This is a genomic window from Psychrobacter sp. MF31, assembly GCF_012847335.1.
Classification (GTDB): Bacteria; Pseudomonadota; Gammaproteobacteria; order Pseudomonadales; family Moraxellaceae; genus Psychrobacter.
This window is the reverse complement of the sequence record NZ_JABBDX010000002.1, coordinates 111,729-129,082: the sequence shown is the minus strand read 5'-3', so window position 1 is coordinate 129,082 and position 17,354 is coordinate 111,729. Positions and strand designations below refer to the sequence as shown.

Here is a 17,354-nt window from a genome sequence, read left to right as displayed (position 1 = left end):
AATAAAGATGAAGTTGGCATTAATTTTGCTGACTTCATTAGTAAGCGTCATTATAAAATAAAAATCATCGTGGATAATTTGAAACAATTCTCTGACCTAAGTCTTGGGCAATAGATGGGGAATCACTTTCAATTGCGGCTATAATGGTCAGCAGTTTTGTTTAATTACAAGTTGCCAAGCGGTTTGGGGGAGTCCTAATGAGTCAAGGTGCAACGCCTACTCAAAATAATCTAAAAAAAGTCCTGCGCACCGCTTTGGTGGGGATCAAACCTGCCGATCAGGTGATGATCAAAGGGTATTTGCGCGTGCTGCTGCGACTTGAGGCGGATTTGGAATGGGTATCGGCAAACCATCCGCAGGTCGATTTGTTTATGATTAATAATGAGTTTCGAGCTGCGGCTAGCATCACCAAGCTGCTCAGTGATCAAAAAAAAACGCCGGTACTTTATGTGAGCCGAACCGATATTGATGAAGGCTGGATCAATCACGACCGCTTGATTTTACCGCTAAAAAAGCTTGATGGCTTAAACGAGTGGCTCATGACGTCAGTTAGCGCGCTTAAACAAGGCGCGGGGGCAGTGACCTCAATTTTGCAGCAAAATGAAGTTAAACATGCAAAAGCACCCGTCAACTCTAAAAAAGCTGTAAACGATCCTACTAATTTGACCGCAAAAACTGGCAGCGGTTCAATAAATCGCCTTGAAACGGATGTGAATCATGATAGCACGGCTGATATTCAGATCGACCATAGCGCTCAGCCGTCAGCAGATTATGCTAATTTAATTGCTATGATTAAACAGCTTAACGCCAAACCTGAAGGCTTTCATCAAATTAAGGTCAAAGGTCAACTAAGCCCCATGGCTATTATTGCCCCAAAAGAAGGTCGCGTTTGGTGCCAAAATTTTGAAGGCAAGCCAATTTCATTGAATCACTGGGAATTGATGCCGTATCAAGGGATAACGCTCGATCCTAGTGCTGCCTTTGATTTGACCCAATGGCTTTGGCAACAAGCTTGGGAGCATTCCGAGGAACTGCTCGCGCTGGCAAGCGATTTAGAAAGCTATCAATTAAGCGGCTGGATTAAGCCGGAGCTTCGCGACTATAGCGCCAAAATCACAGACAATAAGGTCACAAGTCTTGCTAAAAGCGAGCGTCAAGCCTTGCTTGCTATCATGACCGCCATGGAGACCACCCCAAAATCGGTCAATGAGTTAGCCGCCGCCGCGAAAGTTTCAGTAAAATCTGCGAAAAAAATTATCGTAAGTTTGCTATTTTCAGGAAATTTACAGCAGCAAAGTTATGAAAAGCTAGATAGCCGCGTGGCAAAAGCGATCAATCCACCATTGCATTTTGACGCCAATAACAAAAACGATGACCAAAGCTTGGCAAGCGCTTCTGAAAATATCGCCTTAACCTCTCAAGACTTAAATGACGCGCCATTACTTACTTCGCCAACCTCAACGCCATCCACTATTGAAAATCCAGCGCCATCAACGCCCGCAACTGAGCCATCAATGGCAAGTCAAAATGCCAAAATTGACTCAGCTCAGCAGCAAAAAATGGGCTTTTTATCAAGACTGCGCCGAAAGCTTGGAATATAACTGGCTTGATTAAAAAGCTTAGGATTGCGTGACCACAGCGGCATCGGCGCTGAGTGCAACAAAGCTTTTGATGTCGCCTTCATAAATTAAATCAATGCTGCTGCCGCCTTCATGGCTGACCAGTTCCAACTTGCCATCTTTTGAGCGATAGGTGGGGTTGTTACCTTGACCTTCAGGAGCGGTCAAAGTGACTTTTGGTTGATTAGGAAAGCTGACAATAGCATTTAAGATGCCATCACGCGAGGTTTCAAAAACCACACTCATGGTCGACCCGTCATCACTTTTGTAGCGAACATCGGTCACTTGAGCGCCTGCAAGCGAGGGCGGCGCTTTAGCTACTGTATCATCCTCATTTTCTAAAACCCTGTCTTGAGCTACTTCTTTTTGGTTTGATGGTTTAGTAGTGTCCGAGCTTGTTTGATCGGAAGCCGGCTCTTCTGAAGCCTTATCGTTTGAATGAGCAACGCCGTTTTCTTCAGTAGCAACCGTGGTGACAACGGGAGCCACCACGTCAGCCTCAGCGCTTGCTTCAGGCTTTTTTTGGCAAGCTGTAAGTAAACATAAACTTGCCACAACTGCCAACATCGCATTTTGGTTTGGCAGATTACAAGATTTCCAAAGTGTCATATCAGCTCCATAACGGTTCATCGCCAACATCAAAGCGCAATTAAGGTTTAAGCGGCGTTTGCAGGCGCGCGCGATTGGGCGCAAGTTTGGCAAGCATTTGGCTTGATACCGGCGCAAAATTACCTGATATCAGATCTGCCAAAACTTCGCTACAAAGCGGCGCAAACGCATAGCCTTTTGATCCCATTGCCGTTAAGCAGCAAATATTGGCGCTTAGCCTTCCAACGAGCGGATGATAATCGGGCGTTTGCGAGCGAATGCCAACGCGCGCTTGCCACTGCTCAAAATCCGTTGGGATAGCGGCATCAAGCTCAGGGAAGGTTGAGATTAGCTTATCACGATTGGCTTGATGGTCAAAATCACGCGTATCCAGACCTTCATCATTGCGATCAAAGCTTGCGCCAAGTAAAAATTGCGATTGCGGATAGTTGATCTGATTGATGTCGGCATCTTTTTCAGTTGGCGTAAATGTCGCACAATAACCGCTATATTTTAACGGAATTTTGGGAAGTTTGGCGAGCTGATTGGCGGTTGGGGTAAACCAAGACAGTTGACCACGGATTTTTCGGCAATTAAAAATCTTAGGGTGCAATAAATGGCTTTGGTAACCTGCGCAAATAATCACTCGATCAGCGCTTATAGTAATGGCGTTGTTATCATCATTCGTATTATTTAAAACGGCAGTGATGATTGCCTGTTGACCATCATCTTCGATATGGTTGACCAACACAGCTTTAAAGTTAATATTTGGATGTTCTAAAACTACTGACTTTAACGCTTGAGGGTTAATGAGCGCCGCTTTTGGTAAAAATAAATTGTCGGTAAAGTCTTGGTTGAAAATTCCGCTGATTTTTTGGGCAGCTTGATGGTCTAAAGTGGTCGCAACCTCATCCGGATAAGCTTTAATCTGCTCGGTATCGACATTAGATTGGGTCAATAAATCAAGCGCGGCAGTTGGCGTGACGATATGATCTAAGTCAGATGGCGCTTTGGCATCAAGCGCTTGATAAAATCGGCTGCTATAAAAATAGGCAAGGCTATGCAGATGCTCGGCGACAAATGCAATCGGCGTCATTTTGGGCGCAAGCAGCGCTCGCGGGTTGCCAGATGCGCCCGCCAGCGGCGCGATTTTATCGATAAGGGTGATGTGATGACCGCGATGGGCAAGTGACCACGCTGCCATAAGTCCTGAAACCCCTGCGCCAATGATCAGCGTTTGCGGTGATGATTTTTCTTTTGATTGTAATAAGGGTTCAGCGTTATTATCAGCAATAACCGCGGTAATCATTTCGCGTTTTTTGCCAAAGCCTTTGACTTTTTTGACTAAAAATCCGGCGGACGTCAAACCACGTTTAACCACGCCTGCTGCGCTAAAGGTGGCAGCGGTCGTTCCTACTGTCGATAAGCGCTCAATTTGTGCAAAAATTGCTTGCGCCCACAAATCTTCATTGCAAGACGGCGCAAAGCCATCTAAAAACCAAGCATCGATGGTGGGTTTAGGGAGCGGCTCATTCGGCTGAGCCAAATTTTGCAAGCTTTGTGCTGCATCGCCAAACCAAATATCAACGGTTAAATTATCTTCAAAAAAATTTAAGCGGTGGCAGCCTTCAACAAGCGGCGGATAAGCGCTCAAAAGCGTATCGATCAAATCGGCAAATTTAGGCGCGCGTCCTGAAATGCTAGCAAGCGCTTTTGCTAAATCGCTTTGGGTCAGCGGGTATTTTTCTGTGGTGATAAAATGCAATCGCGAGGTGGCAAGTTGAGGATAACTTTGGCGAAGGTCGCGCCAAAGCTGCCAAAGTACCAGCAAGTTTAGCCCCGTACCAAAGCCAATCTCAGCAACGCTAAAGGTTTGCTTTGGGGCAAGCTTGGCAAGTCGATTTGGTAGATCATTGTGATCAACAAACACAAATTGCGACTCGCAAAGACCATCGCTGTTTGAAAAATAAACGTCACCAAACAGCGTGGATACTGGAACTTCATTTCCTAAGTCGTCCAATTGCCAATCAATGTTGGCAGGAGTGATGGTCATGAGGGTTCTGAGGGTTCTGAGGGTTGAGTAGGCGCGGGCAGCGTTTGCAAAAAGGGCTTGATGTCCACATGACTATAAACGCCCTCGCGCAAATATGGCTCAGCGCTTGCCCAATCTTGGGCATCATTGAGCGAGTCAAACTTTGCGATAATGATGCTTCCGGACATCTCAGGGGCGCCATGCTCAACGGGCGTGGGACCGGCGATGACTAAGCGCTTTTCTTCATCAAGCTTTCTTAGGCGTACCAAATGCTCCTCACGGGTGGCTTTTCGCGCCTCAAGGCTTCCGGCAACGTCATGACCGATGATGACAAATAGAGACATAATTTTTCCTTATTTTTAAAATGTTGTTAAAAGTTGACGTGCTTTTTTTACAATTTACTTATTATTTTGCAGTTTTATCCGTTAATGCGGGATTGACATACTTTTTGAGCACCATAAATTGCGCGGCAATAAACACGAGCATAATCGGAACCCAGCCATACGTTTTAAAATTAATCCAAGCTTCATCGCTCATCATAAAGGCGGTGACGTAATGCAGCACGCCCATCACGGCAAAAAACAGTGCCCAAGCCACGGTCAGTTTTTTCCATCCTGAGGGCGACAATAAAAACACATCTTTCATCGCAAGCTGCATCAAAGGCTTATTAATGACTGCGCTACCAAACAGCGTCAACGCAAAAATGCCGTTGATAATCGGCGATTTCCAGCGCAAATAAATGTCATCGCGAAGCAATAAAGTTCCGCCGCAAAAGACGATGGTCAATACTAAAACGACCCATTGCTGCTTATCAAATTTGCCTTTTTGGCGGATAAAGTGGATGGCGTAAACGATGATGGTGGCAATTAATAGCGCTCCTGCTGCCATCAAAATGCCGCTGTGACGCGCCGCAATAAAAAATGCAATCAGCGGAATAAAGTCTAATAAGGCTTTCATAATAATGCTTACCGGCTTAAGTGATGTCGATAGTTTACACGGCGCGCGGCAAGAAAAAAAGCAATCTTGGCGTAATCAAAGCGCGCAATCTGCCTTATACTATATCTAAGGCGGCAAATATTAGCGTAGTCTGACGTTTGTGATCAAAAAATGATAGCGCTGACACCTCTTGTCCAACCTGACTGTCAAAATGATGCCAACAAAAGGGTTTTGATGATGAAAATAGATTTGCATTGCCACAGTACTTGCTCCGATGGCACTTTTTCGCCCGAGGAGGTGATCGCGCGCGCGAAAATCGCAGGAATTGAATTGCTGGCGTTGACTGACCATGACACCCTCCAAGGCATTGAATCAGCAAAAAGCGCGGCAAAAGACGCAGGAATCACCTTAATTCATGGCGTTGAAATCAGCTGTCAACATACGCTTGGCGGTGGCTATGGTAAAAATAAAGCGGCAAACAAAATCATTCACGTGGTCGCGCTTGATTTTACCGATACCATAATGATGCAGCAAACGCTTGAAGGGCTTCAAAGTAGCCGAGCCACTCGCGGCTATCAAATGACCCAAAAATTAAGCGAACTGCTTGATTTAGAATTTGCGCCGCTTTGGGATGAGATTTGCGCCAAAGCTGGCGGCAACCCAACTGCCGTTGGTCGCGCGCATATCGGTCAGGTCTTGTTCGATCGGGATTTGGTAAAAACAGTTCAGCAGTCGTTTGACAAATATCTGGCGGACAATAAGCCAGCTTATGTGGCAATTGAAGCGTTAAGTCTTGAGCGCGCCATTAACCTCATTCATGACTGCGGCGGCAAAGCCGTGCTTGCGCATCCGACCCGCTATCAGCTGTCAGCCACCCGAATCCGCAAATTAATTGCCGAATTTGCTGAGCTTGGCGGTGATGCTTGCGAAATCCCAAGTTCAAGCGAGCCTGTCAGCACTCGAAAAATGGTAGATCGCTGCATTTTAGAGCACAAGCTTGCCGTATCAACCGGCAGCGACTTTCATGGTGCTAATATGCCTTGGCGTCGCTTGGGCGATGTGCCCAAACTTAATGCAGAACAGATTGGAGTTTGGCAGCATTTTCAATCTATTTAAAAAGGATTTGCTTTAAAACCTCTTGATTTAGAATCCTTAATTTAAAAAATTAGATTTAGAAACTCTTCACTTAAAAAACCTTAAGTTATAAACCCTTAGTTTAAAAAAACTGATCCAAAAAACTCAAAATATCAAGAAAAAATAGCGTTAACTAAGCAGAATCCACAATTACTTTTTGATCAAAAAGAAGTTACCATTTATATCAATAACTAACCAAAGTACAACAGTAACGTTAAAAACCATCTAAATTTTACTGACTAAGTGATGGCGACCTATGCCCGAAACCGTGCTTCCTGTTCATAAAAAGCTGACTCAAGTTATTTTTGAGTGGCAAGCTGAAAATCGCACCTCGCTGTTGGCATTTTTTATGGTGCTTGAGGTGACAATGCATTGGTTTTGGTGCTTGTTTGTTTGGTGGGGTCAAAAGGATTTTTCAGGTTACGTTCAAATGGGGCTACTAAAGCCAGTTTGGATTGGTGTGACCTTGATGGGGCTGCTTTTTGCTTGGTTGGTTCATCATTTTTCAACCTTAAGTGATGACAAAACGCGACTTTATCGCTGGCAGTTGTTGTTGATTACTTGCTATAGCTTTTATATTGCGATCATGGTTTTGGTGATGGGCTATAGCAGCTTGGTCTCTGGCGTCTCGCTTGTGGGCGGCGCGATGCTTGGGATGATGTTGGTTCGTCGGCGCTATATGTGGTGGGCGTTTTTATGGCAAGTGGCATTAATTGTGGTGGTAACGATGATCCCTTATTTGGGCGTTAAACTGCCCAATTTGCGCCAATTGACCATCACTTCCATTCCGCTAGATACTTACAGTTATTTAACTTATAGCGAAACGACCACCATTGAGAACGCGATTGCCGCCTCCATTTTTAAAAATGGTAAAATCAGCTGGGAAAATGTTGAGCAGGTGCGACGGTCATCGGCATTTTTTTGGCGCTCAACGCATCTGTATTTAGCGCTTCCTAAAGCCATTTTTATGGTTTATATGTTTCGAAAGCTGCTGGTCATTTTAGATGACAGTAAAAACGAAATCTTAGAGCATGCCAATAAAGATGAGCTGACAAAACTTGACAACCGCCGCTTTGGGTTGTCGCAAATTCAAGCAACCCTAATGACGCTGCAAGCGGCGCAATATTATAGTGTGATTTTGCTGGATTTGGACTGGTTTAAACGGATCAATGACAGCTATGGTCATGATGCCGGCGATCAAGTGCTTCGAGAAGTGGCAGGAATTTTAACCGACAGCCTGTTGATCGAAAATGCTTTAGATAGTGCCACCTCAACGCCAATAAAAGGCGCGATCGTGAGCCGATATGGGGGTGAGGAGTTTTTAATTGGCTTGCCAAACGTCAGCCACGACCAAGCTTTTGATATTGCCGAAGCCATCCGCGTCAAAATTGCCAAGCATACTATTTGTATGGATAATGGGTTGAGCTTTACCATCACAGCAAGTTTTGGGCTTTATAGCATCAGCAACCACGACTTAAGCGCGTTAAAGCAGCACTGCCAAAATAACGCGCTGCCGTTACCGCCAAATCCTGAACAATCGCCATCGCCCTCAACGTCTAAAACTGCCAAGCCGATCGAAGTGTCATTAAAAAAGAAACGCCCATACCGCAAACGAAAAGCATCGCCTGTCAATCAGCTATCAAGCGCCGTTTGCCGACTGGTCATCAGCACTGCTGACAATGCGCTATATCAAGCCAAAGGCGATGGTCGCAACCGAGTGATCAGCGCCAACAAGCTGATTGCCGATGGTAAAATTCAAGTCAACTTTGGCACTAAAGACATTAACGATTAGGTTGAGTGAGCGTTTGCACTAAGCTTGCCAAAACGCTGGTGGCAAAGCTGCCTTTGGGCAATGAAAAGCTCAGCATTATTGTTTTGTCATCAAGCCAATCTGCTTTAAAATCCGATAGTGTCAGTCGCAAAGTTCGGCGCTGTGATTTGACCTCAAAGCGCTCAAGCCCTGCAGCAAGCTGCGATAATAACGCGTTTTTTTGAATAACTTCTGTTTCAAAGTTGGCGATTGCCGCGCTCGTTTTTGCTGATGGCGTTCCCCAAAGCGCGCCAGTTGGGTGAATGTCGTGACAAGCCAAGCGCTCTTGAATTTCCTCATCAATATCGTAGCTAACAAATATCGACCCTGACCCTGCTAAATTAAAAATCTCGCCCGATTTGCCTTGATTCCAACTGCCATCAATCACGCGAGCGGCTAAGATTTGATTAAAAATGGCGCTTCGGGCAGCAGATATTGCAAGGCTTTGAGTGGGGGTTGGTAGTCGGCGTTTTTTTCCAGATTTGCTATTTGACGTTTTACTTTGGGATAAGGGTTTGGCAAAAAGTTGCAGCGCATTGGCAATATTATTGCCCTCAATACCAAAACGCTGAGTACCAAAGTAATTAGGAACGCCGGATTTGGCAATGGCGTTAAGCTGATTGAGCACCGCATCTTTAGCGGCTGGATTATTATCTTTGTCATCAAGGCTTACTTCTCGAAGCACAATGGTAAATCGGTTTTGTTGATGGGTGCCGCGATTGAGCTTTTTTAGATGCCACTGCTGCGCCAAAATGGTCAGCGTTTCGCCGTCATTTAGACTTTGATTTTGCAAAAAATCGGTAAAGGTCAGGGCAGGAACTTCTTTTTTTGGTAATCGCAAGCTAAACCACTGCGTCGTTTGCGCTTTTCTGTCTTTGATTCCCGAATAGCCAACATCTTTTAGCGGGATTTGTGCCCAATTGGCTAACATTTGCGCCACAAACGCCGTATTCAAGTTTTGTTTTTGAATTTGCAACCAAAGATGCTCGCCAGAGTTGCTAAATTCAATGTCTAATAATTCTTCAACGATAAAATCTTGCGCCATGGTTTTAAAATTTGCCGTTAAAATTGGCGGTTTGCTTGGTTGCGGTAGCTTTGAGGTATCGGCTAATTCTTTTACTTCAAGGTTTTGCATTGGGGCTGTTAATGTCATAAATGACGCTCTTATTTATAAAAAAAATTAAAAAGGCATAAATCATGCTTTGGGTTACGATTTGCTACTTGCCGCGACCATAAAAAAACAGCAGATAAATGGCGCAGTTGCTATCATCAATAGTTGATAATTTAAAAAAATAAAAATCTATCAGGAAGCCATTGCCACCTAAGGACGATTTATGAAAGTGACCATCAATAAAGCCGACATTGCAAGCGGCGGCATGAAATCATTTAAACAAGACGATGATAGCATTATTTTAATCACCCGCGATGGCGACGAGTTTTACGCCTTTGATGGCAAATGCCCGCACGCTGGCGCAAACCTAGGCGACGGTCTTCGCTGCGGCAATCGTGTGGTCTGTCCGTGGCATCATGCGACTTTTGACAGCACGGACGGCTCATTGCTCGAACCGGTCGCAACCGAGGGCTTAACCCAATATCAAATCGAAAACAGGGGTGATACCTTAATCGTTGATACCAGTGCTAAAATAACTAAAAATAACCCTCACGATAAGCTTAAAAATACCACGACTGTGATTGTCGGTAGCGGCGCGGCAGGGTTTATGAGCGCCCATCATTTGCGCAATGAAGGCTACGGCGGCAAGATTATTATGATCAGCGCGGACGACCACGAGCCGTACGACAGAACGCTACTGTCAAAAGCTTTTTTAGCCGAAAAAGCCGATGAAAAAAAGCTTAAACTTGGCGGCAATGATTGGGCGAAAAAACAAAACATCGACTTACGGTTAAGTCAGCGCGTCTCAAACATTAATTATCAAAATAAAACCGTTACGGTAGCAGGCGCTCACGATAATGCGGACAATCAAATCAAAGCGGACTTTTTGGTCATTGCCACGGGCGCAGAGCCGGTTATTCCGCCGATTAAAGGGGCAACATCAGATGGTGTTTATACGCTTCGTAGCCTTGACGACGCTAAAACGATCAAAGACGCCAGCCATGGCAAACGCGTAGCGATCGTTGGCACAGGATTTATCGGCATGGAAGTGGCGTCTGCACTTGCGCAAGCAGGAAAAGTTACCGCCATCACCGTCATCGGTCAAAACCATCGCGTCATGAGCAATATCGTCTCCGAAACCGTCAGCAATGCACTGATTAATTTGCATGAAAAAAACGGCATCACCTTTGAATTTGATGCCACGATTCAAGAAATTAACAGTGATGACAATGAGAAAGTGACAGGGATCACCTTTGCCAATGGTAAACAAATCGACGCTGACGTGGTGATTTTAGGAACGGGCGTTGCGCCGCGACTTGACGTTTTAGGCGATATTAATGATAAAAATGGCGCTCAAGTTGACGCTCGATTGCAGCTAAAAGACGGTGTTTTTGCGCTTGGTGATATTGCCAATGCTGAAGGCAAATTGGGACGCTTGCGGATTGAGCACTGGCGCGTGGCGTTGCAGCATGGTTTGGTCACGGCGGCAAGTATTTTAAATGATGATGTTTTAGATGGTCATTCGGTCAACTCGCTAAAAGAGCGCGTGCCGTTTTTTTGGACGATGCAATACGGAAAAAGCCTTCGCTACAGCGGTCACGCCAAAACGCCTGACTATGGTATTTTAATCGGTCAACCAAACGAGTTGAACTACATTGAGTATTATTTTGATGATGACGGGCAGGACAGCCGAGCTACTGCCGCAAGTACCCTTGGTCGTGATAAAGAATTGGTCGCCTTTGATGCGCTGCTTCGTCGCGGTGTTGCCCCAACGCGAGCGCAACTTTTAGCTGGATTTGATATCATTGCTCAGGCGCAAGCGCTATCTTTTTAAGCAAAGGTTAATAAAATAAAACGGCGTCGAGCTATTTTTATCAGTTTTGTGCCTTTTATAATCATGAGAATTTTATGACGGAAACTTCTGTTTTTTTACGGCAAGCCATGGCGAGTGACATTCCAGCTTTAGAGTCATTACTAAATCGCTGTTATCGGCAAAATGAGGGCTGGACGAATGAATCTGCGCTGATTGGTGGCATCCGAACCACGCAAAAAGAGCTTGAACGCGTCATCAGCGACCCTAATCACTACCTTTTTGCCTTTCCAAAAACGGAAAACGGCACTCGCGATGGGGAAGAAACGGGCGAGATTTTAGGCTGTATCAATGTCGAAATGGGCAACAATGACGCTCATATCGGCATGTTTGCGGTCAACCCTGAACTTCAAGGCAATGGCGTTGGTAATACCATGCTTGAGGCGGCAGAAACTTTTGCCGAGCGTCATTTAAACCATCAAAAAAGCAAAAATAATGCCCAAAATGAGCCTTCGCCAATGGTCATTAAGCTTTTGGTGTTAACTGGTCGACCGCAATTGCAAGCTTACTACGAGCGGCGCGGCTATGTGGCAACTGGCAATACCGAAGCCTTTCCTGAAGATGGCAATAACGGCACACCCAAAAAAGAGGGACTTTATTTTCTTGAACTGGCAAAAATAATAGAATAATTTGCGCTTAGGGCTGATGAGAAGCGCCCCAAAAGTAGCCAAACGTCATAAATAGCCCGATGCTCAGCAAAATAAATGCCACGACAATCAAGCGCCGAAACCAGTTAAACGCCGGTCGGCACGTGGCGTCATCATCGCTTATCAAATAGGCAAATAGCCCAATCAAGCTTGCCACCAGCGTTATCAGCCCAAGCCCAATCGGTAAAATAAAAAAATACACCTGCCACACAGCCGCGCCCCTCAAGTCAATTCACGATATGATAGCAGCTTCAAAGACAGCTTGTCTGTAATCACCAATAAGCTGCTGCTTTAAAACTTACTAAAAATTCAATCCCTAATTATGGAAAATACGATGCAAATTGCCATTATGACTGTTACCATTTCCTTGCCCGGTTGTAGCTCACTGAAAGAAAAGCGCCAACGCGTCGGCGGTCTTCATGAGCGCTTTGGTCGCAGCCCAAACGTTGCGGTTTGCGAAAGCGGTGAGCTTGACCGCCATGATGCCAGCGAGTGGTCGTTTGTGGTGGTCGCCCTAACTAAGCGCGATGTTGACACGCAATGCCGCTAAATTGAGGATAAGCTTGAGCGTATTGTGGATGGTCGGGTGATGAATGTTGAGAGGGAGTTTGTTTAATCAAAATGACCATTTAGTGTTGAATATAATCAAATTTCTTTTTGTGTGTCAAAAATTGCATTCAACATAAGGATTAAGCTAAGTTTTCTGTCAGATTCTTAGTGTCATCTAACCACATTTTTATGGACGGTTCACTATTCGGATTTTGCTTAATTTTTTCTTGAAGCAATTCTAATATCCATAATCTGACGTTTTCTCTCTTACCTTCAATATCATTCAAAACCGGATGACACAATATTGAATGAATGAATAATTTACGATTCCCAAAAATCGTATCGATATTTGTCCAAATTACTTCTCTTAAAATATTTTTATCAACTAATTCAAGGATTTTTTTATCACTAGGGTTGTATACACTACGACCGTTCTTATGGAAATCCAAAAATATCGATGATATAGTGTTAGGGCTAATATTTTCGTATTTATGATTTTCTATCTTATCAACGGTGAAATTATAAAATCGATCATTTTCTTTCCTACCAAAGGAGTAAAAGTCATTAATAGAAATTCGCGTCTGATAATAGTTGATACTATTCTCGATATGACGTTTTATGTGTGTTTCTAACTGACTCGCTAAGTCCTTTCTATTACATGCCTCAAGAATATCACAGTAAAAACTCAAGTTAGTAAGTTGTGTCTTTCCTATCTTAGCGCAGGCAATATAGTATAGACGTTCTGAAAAGTTAGGCTTTATTTCTAAACTATGAAATTCTCTCAAAATCTCAGAGCTTAATCTGTCAATTACTAAGGCTTCTTCATTAAGTTTGTCTTTTTCTATAAGGTTTTTAGTAGCTTCTTTATCAAAATCTAACTCTATAATCCAAGATACAATGATCTCTCCCCAATCTGAAATTTCAAAATAATTATAAAATGGATGAATATAGTCATTAATTTTATTAAATTTTACTATATTATCTGGAATTTCATTTTGCTCTTTATAGACATTTTGTATTTTATAGCCTCTAAAATCTTTAATTTTTTTAGAGTTAAAGCTATCAACGAAAAACTTAAAGTCAATATCATTACCTAGCGTTGATGGCATATCATATGCCATCCGTATTATTAGAATAAAGCTTAATATTTGTTCTTTACTTAATCGTGATAATGAAGGAAAAGTCTTGTCAAAGAGTTTATAAGACTTGTCAACCCGTTGATAGAACCGCAAGTTTTTTATTCCAATAATTTCATAAAATTGCTCATATATTGTAGATAAACTGCTATCAACGATACCTTTTACAATAGATAAAGAATTGTCCAAAACTAATAATTCATCAAAAATTTTTTCTTTATGCTTATCGAAATAATCTCTATCTTCTGATTCTGCATCGTGCAATATCATAATAATTTGGCAATTACGCTCATTTTTCAAGTAATTCACCAATCCCATTATTTCTGACATGGGTAAGCTATCTGATTTCCTTTCTATATCATCCAAACAAACTAGAGTGTCCTTGAGATGAGCCATAATGATATTAGTAATGAGATTATTACCAATATTAATACCAAAGCGCATGTCTCCTGATGCAGTAATGTTCCCACCACCAACGAAGCCGAATAATTTTTTAATGTGCTTTGATACATCAACGTTTAAGGGTGAATCGTTAGCTGCGTCCGTTTGGACTTCGGTAGCAATTGCTAACTTTAGACTCTCTAGCGAGTCTAATCCAAACAAAGATATATAAGCGTACTTATTACCAGAAAATATTTCTCTGTTTTTATCACGAAAGCTTTTCCATAGATGAGTTTTGCCAACACCCCATTTGCCAGTTAATGCAATGGCAAAAGGTTCTTTAGTTCCCATAATCTCTATAAGTCGTTTTTCTATATTTTCTACACTTGCCATTGCTAACTTGTCCCGAGAATATTCTAAAAATTATAACGTTGAAAATAAATTCTAGCCAATAAAAAAGACCATTCCCGAAAGAACAGCCTTTCCCAATCCCAACAACCTAACCTACTGAGCCACTTGCTCAAGCATCGGCTTCAAAAACTCTCCCGTAAACGAGCCTTCCGTTTCCGCGACTTGCTCAGGCGTGCCCTCAGCGATAATCATACCGCCGCCTTTACCGCCTTCAGGTCCCAAATCCACAATCCAGTCCGCCGTTTTTATCACGTCCAAATTGTGCTCAATCACTACGATGGTGTTGCCTTTATCGCGAAGGGCATGCAGGATATTGAGCAGCTTAGCAATGTCATGAAAATGCAGTCCCGTGGTCGGCTCATCCAAGATATACAGCGTCTGACCGGTATCGCGTTTGGCAAGTTCGCGAGCCAGTTTCACCCGCTGAGCCTCACCACCGGACAACGTTGGCGCCGATTGCCCCAAGCGAATGTAGCTCAGACCAACTTCCATCAGCGCTTCAAGTCGGCGATGAATGGCGGGAATCGCTGCGAAAAACTCCGTCGCATCCTCAACCGTCATGTCCAAAACATCGGCAATGGTTTTGCCTTTATAGTGAATCTCAAGCGTTTCGCGGTTGTAGCGCTTGCCATGACAGCTGTCACAAGGCACGTACATGTCGGGCAAAAAGTGCATTTCAACCTTGATAAGACCGTCGCCTTGACAGGTTTCGCAGCGACCGCCTTTGACGTTAAAGCTAAATCGCCCTGGTTTGTAGCCGCGAGCGCGGGCTTCTTGAGTTTGCGCAAACATTTCACGGATTGGCGTAAACACGCCGGTATAAGTCGCTGGATTCGAGCGCGGCGTCCGTCCGATTGGGCTTTGGTCAATATCCACCATCTTATCCAAGTGCTCAAGACCGCTGATACTCTCAAAGCTGTCGGCAATGAGGGTCGAGGCGTTATTTAGCTCAGTTGCGGCAAGTGGCATCAACGTTCGGTTAATTAGCGTTGATTTTCCTGATCCCGAAACGCCCGTTACACAAGTCATTACCCCAATCGGCAAGCTTAAATCAACGTCTTTTAGGTTGTTTCCCGTTGCGCCTTTAAGTTCAATAGATAATGGCACTTGTTTACCATCAACATCAATCGTTTTGGCAGTATGGCGGATACTAGGTACTTCTATTTTCAGCTCACCGGACAGATATTTGCCCGTAAGCGATTCAGAACTTGCCATGATATCGTTACTGTTGCCTTGAGCAATGACGTGACCGCCGTGAACGCCTGCGCCAACGCCAATATCAATGATATAGTCCGCTTGGCGGATCGCATCTTCATCATGCTCAACGACCAATACCGTATTTCCCAAGTCACGAAGTCGAGTTAAGGTTTTTAAAAGTCGGTCATTGTCGCGCTGATGCAGCCCAATGGATGGCTCATCAAGGACATACATGACCCCCATCAGTCCCGCGCCAATTTGACTGGCTAAGCGAATCCGCTGAGCTTCACCGCCTGAAAGCGTTTCGGCTGAGCGCGCAAGGGTGAGATAATCAAGACCAACGCTCACCAAAAAGTTGAGCCGCTCATTAATCTCTTTAAAAATCTTATCGGCAACTTCGCCTTTATGACCGCTGATTTTGAGCGATTGATAATAATCGGCGGCATCGCCAATCGATAATTTAACAATATCAGCGATGGTTTGATTATCCACGCGGACATTGCGAGCGATTTCATTAAGCCTTGCGCCGTGACAGACGTTACAAGTGGTGTCGGCTAAATATTTTGCCAACTCATCACGAACCAAGTTGCTTTGCGTTTGTGCGTAGCGGCGCTCAAGGTAGGGTAGAACCCCTTCAAACGGCATGGTTTTATTAGTTTTGCGACCGCGCTCATCAGTAAAGTTAAAGTTCAGAACCTCTTTTCCCGAGCCATTCATAATCAGGCTTTGCTGGTCATGCGGCAAGTCATGCCAAGGCGTGTCCATATCAATGCCAAAATGATGACAAACGGTGCTCAGCAGCCCAAAATAATAGGCATGGCGTTTATCCCAACCATTAATTGCACCTTGGTTGAGCGTTTTTTCGTGATGGGTAATGAGTTTTTCAGCAGCAAAATATTGCCGTTTGCCAAGACCATCGCACGACGGACACGCGCCATAAGGATTGTTAAAGCTAAAGAGGCGCGGCTCAAGCTCAGACACCGCGCGGTCACAAACGGGGCAGCTGTGCTTAGCTGATAAGATTTGATTGTCGTCGCCATCTGGATTTGGGTTGCCGTCCATGTGATGCAAAATGGCGATATTTTGACCCAACCGCAGCGCCGTTTCTAAGCTTTCCGCTACGCGATTGCCTAAGTCATCGCGGACTTTAAAGCGGTCAACCACCACCTCGATGGTATGCTTTTTATTTTTTTCAAGTTCGGGCAGCTCGTCCATATCATAAACTTGACCATCGATACGAACGCGAACAAACCCTTGACCAATCAGCTGCTCAAGCAATACTTGGTGCTCGCCTTTGCGGTCGCGAACCACCGGCGCTAAAATCATCAACTTGCTGTCAACAGGTAGCGCCATGATGTGGTCGACCATCTCAGTGATGGTTTGCGCCACCATCGGCTCGCCGTGTTCAGGGCAAAATGGCGTTCCAATCCGCGCAAACAATAACCGCAAATAATCGTAAATCTCGGTAATTGTGCCAACCGTTGATCGCGGATTATGGTTGGTTGACTTTTGCTCAATGGCAATGGCAGGCGACAACCCCTCGATGCTATCGACTTCCGGCTTTTCCATTTGTGATAAGAACTGCCGCGCATACGCCGACAAGCTTTCCACATAACGGCGCTGACCTTCAGCATAAAGCGTATCAAACGCTAAGGATGACTTTCCCGACCCCGATAAGCCGGTAATCACCACAAACTTATCCCGAGGAATGTCCAAATTAATGTTTTTTAAATTGTGAGTTCGAGCACCGCGAATTGCAATATGGTCATTTGCCATCGGTTTTGGGTATCCTATTGCTAATTTGTCGTAAAATCATCATCAATAGCGCCAATATATTGCGCTATTGGTTATAAACTTTTATCTATAAAATTTGGCTCATTGATAAATAAAGAACCGCTTTAAATGGTTTTCTTTAACATTGCTCGTTTTTGCT

14 protein-coding genes are annotated in these 17,354 nt (G+C 44.2%); 6 read left to right on the top strand and 8 right to left on the bottom strand.

Annotated features, from left to right (window positions below; genetic code table 11):
• The first annotated feature begins 197 nt into the window (after window positions 1-197).
• Window positions 198-1,601, top strand: coding sequence for a hypothetical protein (locus HF322_RS03760; protein WP_169392077.1), 1,404 nt, complete (start codon window positions 198-200; stop codon window positions 1,599-1,601).
• 18 nt (window positions 1,602-1,619) lie between these two features.
• On the opposite strand, the gene HF322_RS03755 is transcribed toward HF322_RS03760, so the two are convergent.
• From HF322_RS03755 to ispZ, 4 genes are all read right to left on the bottom strand, one after another.
• Window positions 1,620-2,228, bottom strand: coding sequence for a hypothetical protein (locus tag HF322_RS03755; RefSeq protein ID WP_169392076.1), 609 nt, complete (start codon window positions 2,226-2,228; stop codon window positions 1,620-1,622).
• Between the two features lie 40 nt (window positions 2,229-2,268).
• Window positions 2,269-4,260 carry an FAD-dependent 5-carboxymethylaminomethyl-2-thiouridine(34) oxidoreductase MnmC gene (gene mnmC, locus HF322_RS03750; protein ID WP_169392075.1) on the bottom strand — a complete coding sequence of 664 codons (1,992 nt, stop codon included), beginning with the start codon at window positions 4,258-4,260 and terminating at the stop codon, window positions 2,269-2,271.
• Entirely contained in the window at window positions 4,257-4,583 is a 327-nt protein-coding gene (locus HF322_RS03745; RefSeq protein ID WP_169392074.1) for a YciI family protein, read from the bottom strand. The genes mnmC and HF322_RS03745 overlap by 4 nt, the downstream gene beginning before the upstream one ends.
• A gap of 61 nt (window positions 4,584-4,644) precedes the next feature.
• The gene (gene ispZ, locus HF322_RS03740; RefSeq protein WP_169392073.1) at window positions 4,645-5,196 is read right to left on the bottom strand and encodes a septation protein IspZ; all 552 of its coding nucleotides are present in this window, start codon (window positions 5,194-5,196) and stop codon (window positions 4,645-4,647) included.
• A 216-nt stretch (window positions 5,197-5,412) separates the two neighbouring features.
• On the opposite strand from ispZ, the gene HF322_RS03735 reads away from it, so the two are divergent.
• Together HF322_RS03735 and HF322_RS03730 are read left to right on the top strand one after the other, a co-directional pair.
• Window positions 5,413-6,291, top strand: coding sequence for a PHP domain-containing protein (locus HF322_RS03735; RefSeq protein ID WP_169392072.1), 879 nt, complete (start codon window positions 5,413-5,415; stop codon window positions 6,289-6,291).
• Between the two features lie 274 nt (window positions 6,292-6,565).
• A complete protein-coding gene (locus tag HF322_RS03730; protein WP_169392071.1) occupies window positions 6,566-8,101 on the top strand; it encodes a diguanylate cyclase in 1,536 nt (511 codons plus the stop codon).
• Here the strand turns inward: HF322_RS03730 and truD are convergent.
• A complete protein-coding gene (gene truD / locus HF322_RS03725; protein ID WP_169392070.1) occupies window positions 8,091-9,272 on the bottom strand; it encodes a tRNA pseudouridine(13) synthase TruD in 1,182 nt (393 codons plus the stop codon). The two genes, HF322_RS03730 and truD, sit on opposite strands and share 11 nt — an antisense overlap.
• Window positions 9,273-9,453: 181 nt before the next feature.
• On the opposite strand from truD, the gene HF322_RS03720 reads away from it, so the two are divergent.
• Window positions 9,454-11,064 (top strand): FAD-dependent oxidoreductase, encoded by a 1,611-nt coding sequence (locus HF322_RS03720; RefSeq protein WP_169392069.1) that lies wholly within the window; start codon window positions 9,454-9,456, stop codon window positions 11,062-11,064.
• Window positions 11,065-11,138: 74 nt separating this feature from the next.
• Window positions 11,139-11,729: a GNAT family N-acetyltransferase gene (locus HF322_RS03715; protein WP_169392068.1), complete on the top strand. Its 591-nt coding sequence runs from the start codon at window positions 11,139-11,141 to the stop codon at window positions 11,727-11,729.
• A 7-nt stretch (window positions 11,730-11,736) separates the two neighbouring features.
• On the opposite strand, the gene HF322_RS03710 is transcribed toward HF322_RS03715, so the two are convergent.
• Window positions 11,737-11,958, bottom strand: a complete 222-nt coding sequence (locus HF322_RS03710; protein ID WP_169392067.1) for a hypothetical protein — start codon at window positions 11,956-11,958, stop codon at window positions 11,737-11,739.
• A gap of 123 nt (window positions 11,959-12,081) precedes the next feature.
• Here HF322_RS03710 and HF322_RS03705 point away from each other — a divergent pair, with 123 nt between their 5' ends.
• Window positions 12,082-12,297, top strand: a complete 216-nt coding sequence (locus tag HF322_RS03705; protein ID WP_223193156.1) for a DUF503 domain-containing protein — start codon at window positions 12,082-12,084, stop codon at window positions 12,295-12,297.
• 139 nt (window positions 12,298-12,436) lie between these two features.
• On the opposite strand, the gene HF322_RS03700 is transcribed toward HF322_RS03705, so the two are convergent.
• Both HF322_RS03700 and uvrA read right to left on the bottom strand, forming a co-directional pair.
• A complete protein-coding gene (locus HF322_RS03700; RefSeq protein WP_169392066.1) occupies window positions 12,437-14,206 on the bottom strand; it encodes a P-loop NTPase fold protein in 1,770 nt (589 codons plus the stop codon).
• 111 nt (window positions 14,207-14,317) lie between these two features.
• Complete coding sequence (uvrA, locus tag HF322_RS03695; RefSeq protein WP_169392065.1) at window positions 14,318-17,197, bottom strand: excinuclease ABC subunit UvrA; 2,880 nt, start codon at window positions 17,195-17,197, stop codon at window positions 14,318-14,320.
• Between the last annotated feature and the right edge of the window lie 157 nt (window positions 17,198-17,354).